We start from the raw sequence: 16,464 nt of genomic DNA on the forward strand, positions 1-16,464 counted from the left end.
ACAAGACTACAGATCCAATTTTTTTACAAGTACACATGCATTGTGACCACCAAAACCAAATGTATTGCTCATAACCACTTTCATGTCTCTTTTCTGAGCTTGGTTAAAAGTAAAATTCAATTTACCGTCGATGTTTTCATCGTCTGTAAAATGGTTGATCGTTGGTGGAACGATTCCGTGTACAATCGAAAGGATAGAAGCTATGGCTTCGATAGCTCCGGCAGCACCCAACAGGTGACCGGTCATCGATTTGGTAGCGTTCAGGTTTAGAGTATAGGCATGTTCGCCAAATACGTGTTGGATTGCTTTACTTTCGGCAATATCACCAAGAGGTGTCGATGTACCGTGCATATTCACACCGTCTACGTCGGTTGGCTGTAAACCGGCATCGCGTAAACAGTTTAGCATTACGTTTTTCGCACCAAATCCTTCCGGATGCGGAGCGGTAATGTGATGTGCATCGGCCGACATACCACCACCACTTATTTCGCAGTAGATTCTGGCACCACGAGCGACTGCATGTTCGTATTCTTCCAAAACCAAAGCACCGGCACCTTCACCTAAAACAAAACCTTCACGATCTTTGTCCATCGGACGGGAAGCCGTTTTTGGGTCATCATTTCGGGTTGATAAAGCATGCATGGCGTTAAAGCCACCCATTCCGGCAATGGTAACGGCTGCTTCCGATCCCCCTGTAACCATCACGTCAGCGTGATTTAAACGGATGTAGTTAAAGGCATCGATAAGCGCATTTGTAGAAGAAGCACAAGCAGATACCGTAGTAAAGTTTGGTCCTCTGAAACCGTATTTAATAGAGATATGGCCACCGGCAATATCAGCAATCATTTTAGGGATAAAGAAAGGGTTGAATTTCGGGATGCCGTTACCTCTTGCAAAATCGGTTACTTCCTGTTGGAACGTTTCCAATCCGCCAATTCCGGATCCCCAGATCACACCTACTCTGTCTTTGTCTAATTTATCAAAATTGAAATTCGCATCGTTAACCGCTTCTTCTGATGACACCATTGCATATTGTGCATAGCGATCCATTTTTCGAGCTTCTTTACGATCTATGAAATTCTCAACATTAAAACCTTTTAATTCGCAGGCAAATTGTGTTTTGAAGTTGGAGGCATCAAAATAAGTAATTGGAGCAGCTCCGCTTACACCGTTAATAAGACCATTCCAGTATTCCTGAATATTGTTTCCAATAGGAGTAAGAGCACCTAATCCTGTTACTACAACTCGTCTTAATTTCATACGTTCAATTTTATAGTTTCAATTTAAACAAAAATACCCATGTTGTTTTCTTTTATAAACTAAAGGAAACATGGGCAATTTGATAGTATATTTAATGATTGTTACCAATCAGTTGTATTTCTTAACCAAATACCTGTTGAAAAATAATAACACCCATGTATTCACAGTAGCACTGGAACACATGGGATTAATGAGGTTATTATTTTTTAGCTTCTTCTATGTAAGAGATAGCTTGGCCAACAGTAGAAATGTTTTCAGCTTGGTCATCTGGAATTTGAATATCGAATTCTTTTTCGAACTCCATAATAAGCTCAACAGTGTCTAATGAATCAGCCCCTAAATCGTTAGTGAAGCTTGCTTCCGTTACAACTTCGTTTTCGTCAACACCTAATTTGTCTACGATAATCGCTTTTACTCTTGATGCAATGTCTGACATAATCTTTAATTTTAAAATTTAATTTGTTGGCAAAAATAAAAAACTTTATTTTAAAACAACATTTTAGTTAATAAATGTAGCTACGAAAATAAAAAATTAATTTGAAAAGGCTCTCAAAAACTGTTTAATATCATTTATTATTCTTTTTTTTGCGGTCTGAAAAACAAAGGATAAATGAGAAAGATCGTCATATTTGCCTCGGGTTCGGGAAGCAATGCAGAAAAAATAATTTTACACTTTAAAAATAGTAATTCAGGGGTTGTTTCGGCTGTTTTTTCGAACAAACCGGATGCAAAAGTGTTAGAGAAATCCCAAAATTTAGGAATTTCGACCGTCGTTTTCGACAAAAATGCGCTTTCTGACGGTACCGTTTTGACAAAAATTAAGACAATCGATCCCGATTTAATCGTTTTGGCCGGCTTCCTTTGGAAGTTTCCGGAGTCGATAATCGAACAATATCCGGGAAAAATTATAAACATTCACCCGGCTCTATTGCCAAAATACGGCGGAAAAGGGATGTATGGAATGAATGTACACCGTGCGATACTCGAAAATGGCGAAAAAGAAACCGGTATCACGATACATTATGTAAACGAACAGTATGATGAAGGTGGAATCCTGTTTCAGGCAACCGTATCGGTAGCAGATTGTACCACACCCGAAGCCATCGCGGCCAAAGTTCAGGAGTTGGAACACGAACATTTTCCAATAGTAATCGAAAACTTATTAAAAGCATAAAGTGCATTCTCACGAAGTACATATATATACAGACGGTGCGGCAAAAGGAAATCCGGGCCCGGGCGGTTATGGCGTAATCCTGGAATGGGTAGGCAAACCGTATAAAAAAGAATTTTACGAAGGATTCCGATTAACAACCAATAACCGAATGGAATTGCTGGCGGTAATTGTTGGCCTGGAAAAACTTAAAATTCAGGGAACAAGTGTTTTGGTGGTTTCGGATTCCAAATATGTGGTCGATTCCGTTTTAAAAGGATGGGTGTTCGGATGGGAAAAGAAAAACTTCGACGGCAAGAAAAACCCCGATCTGTGGATGCGTTTTCTAAAGATATACCGCAAACACCGCGTCGATTTCAGATGGATCAAAGGGCATAACAATCATCCTCAAAATGAGCGTTGTGACCAATTGGCGGTAATGGCTTCACAACAGGAAAAGCTTTCGGTGGATACCTATTATGAAAAAGTACAGCACGATTAACGATCGTATTGTAAAACTTTACCATTACTTTGTGAGGCTGAATCGTTGCAACTCTGAAACTTATGAAGTATATTTGCACCCTAATTTTCAACACGTTTTATGAACAAACTATTAATTGTAGGTACCGTTGCGTTTGATGCGATTGAAACGCCATTCGGAAAAACTGACAAGATTCTAGGTGGGGCGGCAACGTATATCGGATTGTCGGCGTCATTTTTTAATATAAAATCAGCTATCGTTTCTGTTGTAGGAGAAGATTTTCCGGAAGCGTATTTGGACTTGCTTCGAAATAAAAACATCGATATTTCGGGAGTGGAAGTGGTTAAAGGTGGAAAAACGTTCTTTTGGAGCGGACGCTACCATAACGATTTGAATTCCAGAGATACCTTGGATACCCAATTAAATGTATTAGCGGATTTCCAACCGAAAGTACCGGCCGATTATACCGATGCCGATGTGGTTATGTTAGGAAACCTGCACCCGATTGTACAAAGCAGTGTTCTGGATCAGATGACAACGCGTCCGAAATTGGTGGTATTGGATACCATGAACTTCTGGATGGATTGTGCACTACCGGAATTACTGGACGTAATGAAACGAGTAGATGTAATTACCATTAACGATGAAGAAGCGCGTCAGCTATCAGGAGAATATTCGCTGGTTAAAGCGGCAGCCAAAATTCATACAATGGGACCAAAATATGTAGTGATCAAAAAAGGAGAACACGGAGCGTTATTGTTCCACGATAAAGACGTTTTCTTTGCGCCGGCTTTACCGCTGGAGGAAGTTTTTGATCCGACTGGAGCCGGAGATACTTTCGCAGGAGGGTTCTCAGGATTTATTGCACAAAGCGAAAACATCTCGTTTAGCAATATGAAAAATGCAATTGTATACGGTTCGAACTTAGCCTCGTTCTGTGTGGAAGAATTCGGAACACAACGTATGGAGCGTTTGGAAAAACACGAAGTACTGTCCCGACTACAACAGTTTAAAGCGCTGACACAGTTCGACATCGCATTACAAGATTAACGGAAACATCCGAAGCCTCGAAACGGGGCTTTTTTTATTAATACACAACAACAACACAACAACTATGAGTGACGCAATAAAACACGAGTGTGGCATTGCCCTTTTACGATTAAAAAAACCATTATCCTTTTATAAAGAAAAATATGGTTCTGCGTTCTACGGAATACAGAAAATGTATCTCTTAATGGAGAAACAACATAACAGAGGACAAGATGGGGCCGGTTTGGCAAGTATTAAACTGGATGTGGAACCGGGAGAACGCTATATTAGCAGAATTCGTTCCAACCAGTCACAGCCGATACAGGATATTTTTGCGCAAATCAATCAGCGTATAAACGAAGAATTGACCACACATCCGGAATATAACGATAACGTGGATTTACAGAAACAGGAGATTCCCTATATCGGAGAATTGTTTTTAGGACACGTACGGTATGGGACTTTTGGTAAAAACAGTATTGAAAGTGTACACCCGTTTTTACGTCAGAACAACTGGATGCATCGCAACCTGATTGTGGCCGGAAACTTTAATATGACCAATGTTAAAGAATTGTTCGACGACCTGGTTCGATTGGGACAACATCCGAAAGAAATGGCCGATACGGTTACCGTAATGGAAAAAATCGGACACTTTTTGGATGATGAAGTAACCGATTTGTACCAACAATGTAAAAACGAAGGATTAAGTAAAAGAGAAGCGTCACCGGAAATTGCAGAACGTTTGGATATTGCCCGTATTTTACGACGCGCGTCCAAAAACTGGGACGGAGGATATGCTATGGCGGGACTTTTAGGACACGGCGATGCATTTGTAACCCGTGATCCGGCTGGAATCCGTCCGGCATTCTATTATCAGGACGACGAAATTGTAGTTGTAGCATCCGAAAGACCGGTGATTCAAACCGTATTTAACGTACCGTTTGAAGCTATCCGTGAAATCACACCGGGACATGCGATCATCGTTAAAAAAGATGGAAGAGTACTGGACGAACAGATCCGCGAAGCCCTACCGTTAAAAGCTTGTTCGTTCGAAAGAATTTATTTCTCAAGAGGAAGTGATGCCGAAATTTACCAGGAACGCAAAGAATTAGGAAAGTTGATCATGCCGGCGGTTCTGGAAGCAATCGGAAACGATACCGATAATACGGTGTTTTCTTATATACCGAATACAGCGGAAACCTCTTTTTATGGAATGGTCGAAGCGGCACAGGACTTTTTAAACCAACGTAAGATTTCCGATATTTTAGCGAATAAAGAAGTGTTGACGGCCGAAAAATTACAGGATATTTTATCGGTAAAACTCCGAACGGAAAAAGTAGCGATTAAAGATGCGAAACTGCGCACCTTTATTACCGAAGATAGTAGTCGTGACGATTTGGTGGCACACGTATACGATGTGACATATGGAGTGATCAACCCAAGCGATAATCTAGTGATCATCGATGATAGTATTGTACGGGGAACAACCTTAAAAAAGAGTATTATCAAGATGATGGATCGTTTGCATCCGAAGAAAATCGTAATTGTCTCTTCGGCACCGCAAATCCGTTATCCGGATTGTTATGGAATTGACATGGCAAAACTGGAAGGTCTGATCGCATTTCAGGCTACATTAGAGTTGTTAAAAGAACGCAATCTGTACCATTTGGTAGACGAGGTGTATCAGAAATCAAAAGCACAGGAACATCTTCCGGATAGTGAAGTGGTAAACTATGTAAAAGAAATATACGCACCGTTTACAGATCAGGAAATTTCAGACAAGATTGCCGAGATGTTAACTTCGTCGGATGTTAATGCTGAAGTGAAAATCATTTTCCAGACCGTGGAGAATTTACACACGGCTTGTCCGAAAAATTTAGGGGATTGGTATTTCACAGGTGACTATCCAACCAATGGTGGTAATCGCGTAGTGAACCGTGCTTTTATGAACTTTTACGAAGGTAAAGACGCCCGCGCGTACTAACAAGTAGTTAAAAACACGCTTTTTATCGAATTTATTAGTAGATAATCTGATTTTTTTGATAGCAAAAAGCATTGACAATACATTTGTATCACCATAGCATTAGTAGGTTAAGTTTATGGTAGATTTGGGGCAAAAAGGGTGGAATTCTATTCCACCTTTTTATTTTATGATCAATAAAAAACCCCGACAGTAGTACCATCGGGGCTATTTGTAGTTGTTATTTTAGATTATTTTGCAGCTGCATAACGTTTTGCTACTTCAGCCCAGTTAATCACATTGAAAAATGCCTCAATATAATCCGGTCTTCTGTTTTGATAGTGCAAATAGTAGGCATGTTCCCAAACGTCCATTCCTAAAATAGGAGTTCCGCCACATCCGATACCGGGCATTAACGGGTTGTCCTGATTTGGAGTTCCGCAAACATCAAGTTTTCCACCTTTCTGAACACATAACCATGCCCATCCGGAACCAAATTGTGTCGCACCTGCTTTTGAAAACTGCGCTTTAAATTCGTCAAAAGAACCAAAAGAAGCATTGATAGCCTCTGCTAATTCTCCTGTTGGTAATCCGCCTCCGTTTGGCGACATCACTTCCCAGAATAAATTGTGATTGTAAAAACCACCACCGTTATTACGAATAGCTGCTTTAGACAAATCAAGACCGTTAAGGATTTCTTCGATTGTTTTGCCTTCTAAATCCGTTCCTGCGATTGCAGCGTTTAAATTCGTAGTATATGCATTGTGATGTTTAGAATGGTGAATCTCCATTGTACGGGCATCAATATGAGGCTCTAACGCGTCATAGGCATATGGAAGTTTTGGTAATTCGAAAGCCATAGTATTTTTATTTAAAGATTAGTATTAATTTTATTCAAAATTATAAATTATACTTTGGAATAAAAAATAGTAATTTTCTATTCTGATATTGGTAATGCCAATATAAACATTTCTTAATTGTGGAGAAAACTGCTTTTTCAATTTATGACGCTTCCGCCGGATCGGGTAAAACCTATACGCTTGTCAAAGAGTATCTTAAAATTTTATTGACGGCCGATTCGAATGATGCGTATAAAAAAATCCTGGCCATAACCTTTACCAATAAAGCCGTAGAGGAAATGAAAACCCGGATTGTAAACGGTTTGTCGGAGTTCTCAAAACCCGATACCAATGACAAAGCTTTGGAGTTGATGAAGGATATTTCGGCGGAAACGCGGCTAAGTCTGGCGACAATTCAGGACAAATCGAAAGCGATCATCAAAAATATTATCCATAATTATGCGTCTTTCGATATTTCTACGATTGATAAATTTACCCATAAAGTAATCCGCGCCTTTGCGCACGATCTGAATTTGCCGGTAACCTTTGATGTTTCGCTGGAAACCGATTCACTTTTAATGGAAGCCGTGGACGCCATTGTGGCTAAAGCGGGAGAGGAAAACGAACTGACAAACTTACTGGTCGATTTTTCCGTAGATAAAACCGATAATGATAGAAGTTGGGATGTGACCGGTGAATTGTTGGATGTGGGCCGATTATTGCTCAATGAAAACAACCGGAACGAGGTTCAGAACTTTGAGGGCAAATCGATCGAAGAGTTTTTGGCGGTTAAAACCAAACTAAAAGAAGCCGTGTCGTATCTCGATGCCGATAGTGTGGCTAAGGCGGATGAAGCCATGGCGCTGATCGAAAGTAAAGGAATCGACCTCAAATCATTTTCCCGCGGAACGTTTCCCAATCATTTGGGATATATCCAAAAAGGAGAATTAAAAAGTTCGCATAAAAAGTTTCGGGAGATCGATGATATCGCGGTTAATAAAACAGCAAAAGATAAGGATATAATCGAGTCGATTTCCGGAGAGTTGATCACATTACTGGATGCGGTTTATAAAAACTATGAAAAAAAGAATTTCTATACGGCTTTTCTAAAAAACATCACACCCTTGTCGTTGTTAAACTCGATTAGTCAGGAGTTGGAACGGATTCAGAAGGAGCAAAATATACTGTCGATTTCGGAGTTTAACGCGATCATTTATAAAGAAATTCAAAACCAGCCGGCGCCGTTTATTTACGAACGTCTGGGCGAACGTTACCGTCATTTTTTTATCGACGAATTTCAGGATACGTCCGAAATGCAATGGCACAATCTGATTCCGCTAATCGATAATGCGCTGGCCAGTGAAGATTTGTCAGGCGTACGCGGATCACTAATGATTGTGGGCGATCCGAAACAATCCATTTACCGTTGGCGCGGTGGAAAAGCAGAGCAGTTTATTACGCTGAGTAAATGCCATAATCCGTTTTCAAACCCGGATAAAAAACTCGTCCGACTGGATAAAAATTATAGGAGTTACTCGGAAATTATTCAGTTTAACAACGCTTTTTTTGCGATGCTGGCCGATGAGTTTTCAAACGAAGACTATCAGGATCTTTACCGCAATCACAGTCACCAGGAAAACAATTCCAAAATAGGGGGTTATGTCAATATTTCATTTATTCCCGAAACGGTCGAAGTAACCGATGAAGACGGAGAAGAAACAAACGACAAAGAACAGTTATACCTGAAAGCGACCTTGAAAACCATATACGAGGTCGTTGCAAAAGGGTATGCCTACAAAGATATTGTGTTGCTCACGCGAAAGCGATCGTCGGGTGTCGCGTTGGCAAATTACCTGACCGAAAACGGAATCAAGATATTATCGTCCGAAACCTTGCTGATCGAAAATGCAACCGAAGTACGATTGATTTTAAATGTACTGCGTTATCTGAAAAATAACAACGACAAAGAGTCCAAAGCCGCCTTTTTATATTTTGTGGCGCGGCATCGCCAAGACCAGTTGCAGATTCACGATTGTATCGAACAAGGAATGCAACAGGAAACGGAAGCGGCGCTGGAAAACTGGTTGCGGGAACTTGGAATTGAAATTTCATTCGATGAATGCCGGAAGAAATCGCTCTATGAAACCGTAGAAATTATAATAGCCGTTTTTATAAAAGAAAAAAGTACCATTTCCTATGTGCAGTACTTTTTGGATCTGGTATTGGAAAGAGACGTGCGAACCCAGTCCGGGATTGCGGATTTTCTCGATTACTGGGATAAAAACGGATCCAAATTTAGTATTCCGTCGCCCGAAGGAAACAATGCGGTTCGTATCATGACGATCCATAAATCCAAGGGGTTGGAATTTCCGGTGGTGATCTTTCCGTTTGCAGAAGAAAACTATGCTGCGGCACCGCGGAATAAGATGTGGCTCGAAATGGAAGAAGATGAATTTGCCATTTCCAGAGCCTTGGTCGATGCCAAAAAAGAAGTATCGGAATACGGTGGAAAAGCCGCCGAAGTCTATGAAGAAAAAAGTCAGCAGGACATTTTGGATAACATTAATGTTTTGTATGTGGCGCTAACCCGTGCCGAAGAGCAATTGTATATTATTTCCGGGCGCAACATCAGCAGTAAAGGGGAATTACAAAATAACATGTCATCGTTCTTTATCAAATACCTCGATTTTCAGGGTGTTTATAATGAAAATAGCATGGTGTTTGAATTCGGAGAACCGAACCGACAGTCGATAGGAGGAAGTTACACCGATACGCAACAGCTAATTGTGGAAGTAAACGAAAAGCTAAATCCAAAAGCCATCAAGATTGCCCAAAGGGAAGCATTGATGTGGGGAACCACACAGGAAAAAGCAATTGAATTCGGAAATATACTACACGAAATATTATCGTTTATAAAAACCAAAAACGACATTCCGCTGGCTTTGATAAAAGCACAGGAAACCGGATTGATTGTCCGGATGCAAAAAGAAACCGTCGAACAGACGTTGCACACGATTGTAAATCACGAAGAGCTACGGTTGTTTTTCGAAGAAGCCGATGCCATCTATAACGAACAAAGTATCATTAAAAAAAACAGTAGAACCATTAAGCCCGATCGCGTGGTTATACGCGGAAAAACGGCCTATTTACTGGATTATAAAACCGGAGCGCATCAGGCCAAATACGCCCGTCAGTTGGAAGAATACGAACTGGCTTTACAGGAAATGGGCTATGAGGTTGCGAAAAAAACACTGGTATATATAGGGGAAACGTTAAATGTGATACATTTGTAACCGGAATAATAATAACCGAATAAACAGCATATCATGTACGGAAAAATTAAAGCGCATTTACAGAACGAATTAAATGCCATTCAGGATAACGGATTGTTTAAAAAAGAACGTATCATCACGTCGCCACAAGGTGCGGAAATCACCATTTCGACCGGTGAAACCGTATTGAATTTTTGTGCGAACAACTACCTCGGATTGTCATCGCATCCGGAAGTGGTTCAGGCGGCAAAAGACGCTTTGGATACACACGGATTCGGAATGTCGTCCGTTCGTTTTATCTGTGGTACGCAGGATATTCACAAAACATTAGAGCGAAAAATTGCCGATTTCTACGGTACGGAAGATACGATACTGTATGCGGCTGCTTTTGATGCAAACGGAGGTGTTTTTGAGCCATTATTAGGCGAAGAAGATGCGATCATTTCCGATAGTTTAAACCACGCTTCGATTATCGATGGGGTACGTTTGTGTAAGGCGGCACGTTACCGTTATGAAAACAACAATATGGCCGATTTGGAGCAGCAGTTGATCAAAGCGAATGAAGAAGGAAGACGCTTTAAGCTGATTGTAACCGATGGTGTTTTTTCGATGGACGGTTTGGTAGCGCCATTGGATAAAATCTGTGATTTAGCCGACAAATACGATGCGATGGTGATGGTAGACGAATGTCACGCCGCCGGATTTATCGGAGCGACCGGAAAAGGGACATTGGAAGCGAAAAACGTAATGGGACGTGTGGATATCATTACCGGAACATTAGGAAAAGCCTTAGGTGGCGCCATGGGTGGTTATACAACAGCCAAAAAAGAAATAATCGAAATTTTAAGACAACGTTCAAGACCGTATTTGTTTTCAAATTCATTGGCGCCGTCTATTGTGGGCGCGTCGATTAAAGTTTTTGAATTGTTGGAAAAAGATACCACATTGCGCGACAAACTGGAGTGGAATACCAACTATTTTAAAGCGGGAATGAAAGCGGCCGGATTTGATATCATCGATGGCGACTCTGCAATTGTACCGGTAATGCTTTATGATGCAAAACTTTCGCAAGTAATGGCAGATGAATTACTTAAAAAAGGAATCTATGTAATTGGTTTCTTTTTCCCGGTGGTTCCAAAAGATAAAGCAAGAATTCGGGTACAATTATCTGCAGCCCATTCTAAAGAGCATTTAGACAAGGCTATAAGCGCTTTTACAGAGGTTGGAAAGGCATTGGAAGTAATTCAGTAAGAAGTTTTTAGTAAGAAAAAGCGAATTTTTTAACAAATTGCTTTGTAGTTAATATTTTACATCTTACTTTTGCTGTAATTATAACGTATTGTAATTAAATAAAAAAAGTATGAGACATCTAAACAAATTATTCGTAGCAGCATTGATGTTTGCGGGTCTAAGTTCGCAGGCTCAGGATAGCAATAACCCTTGGGCTATTACTATTGGTGCGAATGCTGTAGACACTAGATTCAGCGCTAGCAAGAAATTAGAAGACCAATTTTCACAGTTTTTTAACGCAAAAGCCAACTGGAACATTATTCCATCAGTATCTTTTGTTAACGTTTCCAGACACATTGGAGATAACTTCTCTTTTGGCGTAACTGGATCGGTAAACAAAATCACTAAATTTGTTGAGCCAAGAGTTACAGTACCTGGAGATTACACTGTAGTAAATCCTGGAGATTTATCTTACTACGGAATTGATGGGGTTATTAACTATAGCTTCATGAACCTGATCGGATCTAAAGTTATTGATCCGTCTGCACACATCGGTGGAGGTTATACTTTCTTTGGTGATGCTAGTACAGGAACCGTTAACGGAGGTTTAGGATTAACTTTCTGGTTCTCTGAAAACGTAGGTTTATCTTTCCGTTCAACTTACAAACATTCATTTGATGAGACAAGAGATCCGTCAGTAGACGTTCCTTCTCACATGCAACACTTCGCAGGTATTACTTTCAAATTTGGAGGTAAAGATACAGACGGTGACGGAATCTATGATAAAGATGACGCTTGTCCAGATGTACCTGGTTTAAAAGAATTCCAAGGTTGTCCTGATACAGACGGTGACGGAATTCCAGATAAAGATGACGCTTGTCCAGATGTAGCTGGTCCTAAAGAATTCCAAGGTTGTCCTGATACAGACGGTGACGGAATTCCTGATAAAGACGATGCTTGTCCTGAAGTAGCTGGTCCAAAACAATTCAACGGATGTCCTGATACAGACGGTGATGGTGTGCCAGATAACGTAGACAAATGTCCAAACGTAAAAGGTCCTAAAGAAAACGGTGGTTGTCCTTGGCCAGATAGAGATGGTGACGGTGTAGCTGATAAAGATGATAAATGTCCAGATGTAAAAGGAACTGTTGCTAACAACGGATGTCCTGAAGTTTCTGACGAGACTATCAAAAAATTAAATGCTTACGCTAAAACAATCTTGTTCAACTCTGGTAAAGCTACTTTCCAAAAACAAACTTTCCCTGTGTTACAATCGATCACTGCAATCTTAAAAGAGTATCCAAACTCTAGATTCAGCATCGAAGGACACACAGATAGCGATGGTAAAGATGCATTCAACCAAAAATTATCTGAAGAGAGAGCTAAAGCTGTTAAAGATTATTTAATCGAAAACGGAATTGACTTCGAAAGATTGTCTTCAATCGGATACGGTGAGTCTAAACCAATCGATACTAACAAAACAGCGAAAGGTAAAGCTAATAACAGACGTGTTGAGGTTAAATTAATCAAATAATTTCCCACACAAATAAATAAGGAAAACGCCCCGTTTATCGGGGCGTTTTTTTATTTTTATACTATGGCAACGTTTTCCTTTTTAGACAAGCTCAGTAGTGCGATTATCAATCAGTATCAGGATACTATCTCCAATATTGTGATTGTACTTCCCAACAAAAGAGCGCGTATTTTCCTGATAGAAGCCTTAAAAAAACAATTGCCGGGGACGCTCTTTGCTCCGGAAATCGTCAGTATCGAAGATTTTATACAGGATGTTGCCGGTATACGAACCTGTGATAACATCGAATTGTTGTTTGAGTTCTACGATGTTTACCTCGAAGTAACGCCACCCGAAAAGCAACAATCGTTCGAACTGTTTGCCAATTGGGCAAAAACACTGATACAGGATTTTAATGAAATCGATCGCTACCTGCTAAAACCGAGTCATATATTTTCATATTTAAAAGATATTGAAGATATCAAGCACTGGTCGTTGGATCTGGAAAAAAGAACCACGATGATCGAAAATTACCTCGAATTCTGGAAACTTTTACCGTTATACTACGAATCACTGTATGATCATTTATTGCGAAAAGGAATCGGTTATCAGGGATTAATTTATCGGGAAGCAGTGGAAAACCTCAATCATTTTTCGGAAGCGCTCGGATCCAAAAAATTAATTTTTGCCGGTTTTAACGCTTTGAATCAAGCCGAAGAAAAAATCATACAACAATTACTGTTTAACGATCAGGCAAAAGTCTATTGGGATATTGACGCTGCTTTTTTAAATGATTCGTTTCACGATGCCGGTTTGTTTGTACGCCGTTTTAAAAAAGAATGGAAACAATATACAACCCAGCCTTTTGAATGGATTGTAAACGATTTTAGCGAGGAAAAAAACATCCGGATCATCGGAACGCCCAAAACCGTAGGACAGGCTAAAATAGCCGGAAAGCTAATAGAGGAAATTCAGCTCGAAACCGAAAGTCTCGATAAAGTCGCTTTGGTTTTAGGTGAAGAAAATTTGCTGATTCCGGTGCTGTACGCCTTACCATCGTCGGTGGAAAGTCTCAATATCACCATGGGTTATAATAGTAAAAATAACCCGGCTCAGATTCTGATCAATAAGCTGTTTAAACTACATACAAACGCCGTTCAGCGAAACGAAAAAAGTTACGTTTTCTATTATAAAGAAGTGTTGGACATACTCACGCATCCATTGGTGGAACCCTACGTAAAATCCGGATCGCTGGTTCAGGTGATCAACAGAAATAACATCACGTTTCTAACGCATAAAAAACTATTTGAAATCCAGGAAAAACCATCCGCATTGTTTCAGTTGTTGTTTGAAAAATGGGATAATAATAATGTCGGAAAAGTATTGGATCGATTGTCACAAATCATATTGACAATCAAATCGTTTTTAAACAACGATAAGGAAGAAGATAAGCTGTCAAAAACCTTTTTGTACTCGATTTTTAAAGTCATCAATAAACTGATCAACTACCACGAAGCACATCCGAAACTGGATACGGTGAGTACGCTTTATACGGTGTACAAACAAGTGATCGATCTGGCGGAAGTCTCCTTCGAAGGGGAACCGTTAACCGGACTTCAGATCATGGGAGTGTTGGAAAGTCGTGTTCTTGATTTCGAAACCGTGATCGTAACGTCTATGAACGAAGGGAAATTTCCGGCCGGAAAAACCATGAATTCGTTTATTCCGTACGATGTAAAACGCGAATTAGGCTTGCCTACTTATAAAGAAAAAGACGCAATTTATAGCTATCACTTTTATCATCTGCTGTTACGCGCCAAAAATATCTATCTGTTGTATAATACGGAAAGCGAAGGTTTGGATGCGGGCGAACGAAGCCGATTTATAACGCAATTGGAAATCGAAAAGCAACCGGCTCATAACCTGTCGCATCAGATTTATAATGCCTTTTTACCGGACAAAGCCTACGAACCGGTAGCGGTACCAAAATCGGATCGGGTGATGGTGCGCTTAAAAGAAATCGCAACCGGGAAAGGGTTTTCGCCTTCGGGACTGACGACTTATATGCGGAATCCGATTCAATTTTACAACCAACGAATCCTGCGTATTTCGGAAGTGGAAGAAGTGGAGGAAAACATTGCGCTGAATACATTGGGAACGATTATTCATGCCACTTTGGAAGAATTGTATAAACCGTATGTTGGCAAATTCCTGTCGTTTACGGATATGGATTGGTTGTTTGCGATGGCCGATTCGGAAGTGGAAAAACAATTCCGATTGGTGTATAAAGAAGGGGAGATTTCGAAAGGAAAAAACCTTTTGGCATTTGAAGTCGCCAAACGGAATGTCTATAACTTTTTAAAAGAGGAAAAACGACAATTGGAAGCCGGCGATGCAGTTAAAATAATCGCTTTGGAAACGCCGTTGGAACGAACATTGGAAGATAGTCGGCTGCCGTTTTCGGTTAAAATTGCCGGGAATGTCGACCGGATCGAACAGCGCAACGGGAAAATCAGGATTGTCGATTATAAAACCGGAAAAGTTTTAAAAAACAACGTACAGTTAAAAGATTGGACAGGTCTGACCGAAGATATCAAAAACGACAAAATCATACAGTTGCTTTGTTATGCGTTTATGTATGAAGAGAAAACGGCAGGTTTGGAAATGGAAGTGGGAATTGTGTCGTTTAAAAACATGCGAGGTGGCTTTATGCCTTTTGGTAGAAAAGTAGAAAAAGACTACGAAACGATTGTAACCCCGGATATACTTGCCGATTTCAGAACGCAGATTGTTATACTGATCAATGAAATTTTGAATCCCGAAATTCCTTTCGAAGAAAAAATCAAATAATTAAACGGTTTTAAAAAAATCGCGGAGTACGGTTAGCAGCTCGTCCTGATTTTCCAGATGACTCATATGGCCATCGTTAAACGTGACCAGCTTTACACCGGTATTTTCGATTTGCTCCAGACTATCCTGATAATTTAAAACCGGATCTTTTTTGCCGAGAATAAGCATAATCGGATAGGGCGCAAAATGCAAAATCACTTCCCGGTCGTTACGGGTTTTCATCCCTTCGAGCGCAGCAATAATCCCTTGTAACGGTGTTTTTAAAGCTTCCGTTTTGGCGGTTTCAATTGCGTCGGCCAGTCGGTCGCGGTTATCTTCGCTAAAAAGATTTGCGATCGACATTTTAATAAAATTTGTATAACTCTGTTTTACGGCAACGATAGCCCGGTCGCGGTTGCGTTTCCGCTCCTCACTGTCGGCTCTGGAAGTCGAATTTAAAAGCACCATTCCTTTAACGTGATCCGGATAAAGTTCGGCAAATGCCAGCGCCACATAACCACCCATTGAATGCCCGATAAAAACGGCTTTCCGAATTCGAAGTTCGCTTAAAACCGTCTGAACGGCATCGGCCATATCTTCCATACTATGAATATATCCGATCGATTCCGATTGTCCGTGACCTAAAAGATCGATGGTAATAACGCGGTATTTTTGGGAAAACGCAGTCGTATAAAAATCCCACATTCCGGCATTTTCAAGAAAACCGTGCAAAAAAACAAGTGCGGTTCCTTTTCCGGTATCCGTATAGGCAATCTTAGCGTTTTTAAAAAGGGAAAACTTCAAAGTAAGCGGTTTTGATACTGCAAAAATAAAGAATAAAGCGAGATAACCGAAAAAGAAAACGGTTTGCAACCAAAGCCGCAAACCGTTTTTATAATTC

At 40.3% G+C, this 16,464-nt stretch carries 12 protein-coding genes; 8 read left to right on the plus strand and 4 right to left on the minus strand.

Translation table 11 applies throughout. From position 1 onward, the window contains the following. Nucleotides 1-6: 6 nt before the first annotated feature. Nucleotides 7-1,260: a beta-ketoacyl-ACP synthase II gene (gene fabF / locus AAFN64_RS00735; RefSeq protein WP_300484908.1), complete on the minus strand. Its 1,254-nt coding sequence runs from the start codon at nucleotides 1,258-1,260 to the stop codon at nucleotides 7-9. Between the two features lie 199 nt (nucleotides 1,261-1,459). Next, a complete protein-coding gene (locus tag AAFN64_RS00740) occupies nucleotides 1,460-1,696 on the minus strand; it encodes an acyl carrier protein (protein ID WP_019037482.1) in 237 nt (78 codons plus the stop codon). Between the two features lie 174 nt (nucleotides 1,697-1,870). Here AAFN64_RS00740 and AAFN64_RS00745 point away from each other — a divergent pair, with 174 nt between their 5' ends. From AAFN64_RS00745 to AAFN64_RS00760, 4 genes are all read left to right on the plus strand, one after another. Beyond that, a complete protein-coding gene (locus AAFN64_RS00745; RefSeq protein ID WP_347758931.1) occupies nucleotides 1,871-2,434 on the plus strand; it encodes a phosphoribosylglycinamide formyltransferase in 564 nt (187 codons plus the stop codon). A gap of 1 nt (nucleotide 2,435) precedes the next feature. After that, nucleotides 2,436-2,912, plus strand: coding sequence for a ribonuclease HI (rnhA, locus tag AAFN64_RS00750; RefSeq protein WP_347758932.1), 477 nt, complete (start codon nucleotides 2,436-2,438; stop codon nucleotides 2,910-2,912). Nucleotides 2,913-3,011: 99 nt separating this feature from the next. Then, entirely contained in the window at nucleotides 3,012-3,941 is a 930-nt protein-coding gene (locus AAFN64_RS00755) for a PfkB family carbohydrate kinase (protein ID WP_347758934.1), read from the plus strand. A gap of 64 nt (nucleotides 3,942-4,005) precedes the next feature. After that, nucleotides 4,006-5,904: an amidophosphoribosyltransferase gene (locus tag AAFN64_RS00760; RefSeq protein WP_347758935.1), complete on the plus strand. Its 1,899-nt coding sequence runs from the start codon at nucleotides 4,006-4,008 to the stop codon at nucleotides 5,902-5,904. 227 nt (nucleotides 5,905-6,131) lie between these two features. Here AAFN64_RS00760 and AAFN64_RS00765 read toward each other — a convergent pair whose 3' ends face one another. Beyond that, nucleotides 6,132-6,740, minus strand: coding sequence for a superoxide dismutase (locus AAFN64_RS00765; RefSeq protein WP_347758936.1), 609 nt, complete (start codon nucleotides 6,738-6,740; stop codon nucleotides 6,132-6,134). Between the two features lie 119 nt (nucleotides 6,741-6,859). Here AAFN64_RS00765 and AAFN64_RS00770 point away from each other — a divergent pair, with 119 nt between their 5' ends. From AAFN64_RS00770 to AAFN64_RS00785, 4 genes are all read left to right on the plus strand, one after another. Next, nucleotides 6,860-10,012, plus strand: a complete 3,153-nt coding sequence (locus AAFN64_RS00770) for a UvrD-helicase domain-containing protein (RefSeq protein ID WP_347758937.1) — start codon at nucleotides 6,860-6,862, stop codon at nucleotides 10,010-10,012. A gap of 33 nt (nucleotides 10,013-10,045) precedes the next feature. Beyond that, nucleotides 10,046-11,242 carry a glycine C-acetyltransferase gene (gene kbl, locus AAFN64_RS00775; RefSeq protein WP_347758939.1) on the plus strand — a complete coding sequence of 399 codons (1,197 nt, stop codon included), beginning with the start codon at nucleotides 10,046-10,048 and terminating at the stop codon, nucleotides 11,240-11,242. Between the two features lie 109 nt (nucleotides 11,243-11,351). After that, nucleotides 11,352-12,755, plus strand: coding sequence for an OmpA family protein (locus tag AAFN64_RS00780; protein WP_300487564.1), 1,404 nt, complete (start codon nucleotides 11,352-11,354; stop codon nucleotides 12,753-12,755). 63 nt (nucleotides 12,756-12,818) lie between these two features. Next, complete coding sequence (locus AAFN64_RS00785) at nucleotides 12,819-15,584, plus strand: PD-(D/E)XK nuclease family protein (RefSeq protein ID WP_347758941.1); 2,766 nt, start codon at nucleotides 12,819-12,821, stop codon at nucleotides 15,582-15,584. Here the strand turns inward: AAFN64_RS00785 and AAFN64_RS00790 are convergent, their stop codons facing one another. Beyond that, entirely contained in the window at nucleotides 15,585-16,367 is a 783-nt protein-coding gene (locus tag AAFN64_RS00790; RefSeq protein WP_300487560.1) for an alpha/beta hydrolase, read from the minus strand. Nucleotides 16,368-16,464 lie beyond the last annotated feature (97 nt).

This window comes from Flavobacterium sp. CAU 1735, from assembly GCF_039888695.1.
Lineage (GTDB): Bacteria > Bacteroidota > Bacteroidia > Flavobacteriales > Flavobacteriaceae > Flavobacterium.

Bases quoted from the DNA above. Each gene is read 5' to 3' on its own strand.
- AAFN64_RS00745 (WP_347758931.1), top strand. From the start codon at position 1,871: ATGAGAAAGATCGTCATATTTGCCTCGGGTTCGGGAAGCAATGCAGAA.
- kbl (WP_347758939.1), top strand. From the start codon at position 10,046: ATGTACGGAAAAATTAAAGCGCATTTACAGAACGAATTAAATGCCATT.
- AAFN64_RS00780 (WP_300487564.1), top strand. From the start codon at position 11,352: ATGAGACATCTAAACAAATTATTCGTAGCAGCATTGATGTTTGCGGGT.
- AAFN64_RS00740 (WP_019037482.1), bottom strand. From the start codon at position 1,696: ATGTCAGACATTGCATCAAGAGTAAAAGCGATTATCGTAGACAAATTA.
- AAFN64_RS00755 (WP_347758934.1), top strand. From the start codon at position 3,012: ATGAACAAACTATTAATTGTAGGTACCGTTGCGTTTGATGCGATTGAA.
- AAFN64_RS00785 (WP_347758941.1), top strand. From the start codon at position 12,819: ATGGCAACGTTTTCCTTTTTAGACAAGCTCAGTAGTGCGATTATCAAT.
- fabF (WP_300484908.1), bottom strand. From the start codon at position 1,260: ATGAAATTAAGACGAGTTGTAGTAACAGGATTAGGTGCTCTTACTCCT.
- AAFN64_RS00760 (WP_347758935.1), top strand. From the start codon at position 4,006: ATGAGTGACGCAATAAAACACGAGTGTGGCATTGCCCTTTTACGATTA.
- AAFN64_RS00765 (WP_347758936.1), bottom strand. From the start codon at position 6,740: ATGGCTTTCGAATTACCAAAACTTCCATATGCCTATGACGCGTTAGAG.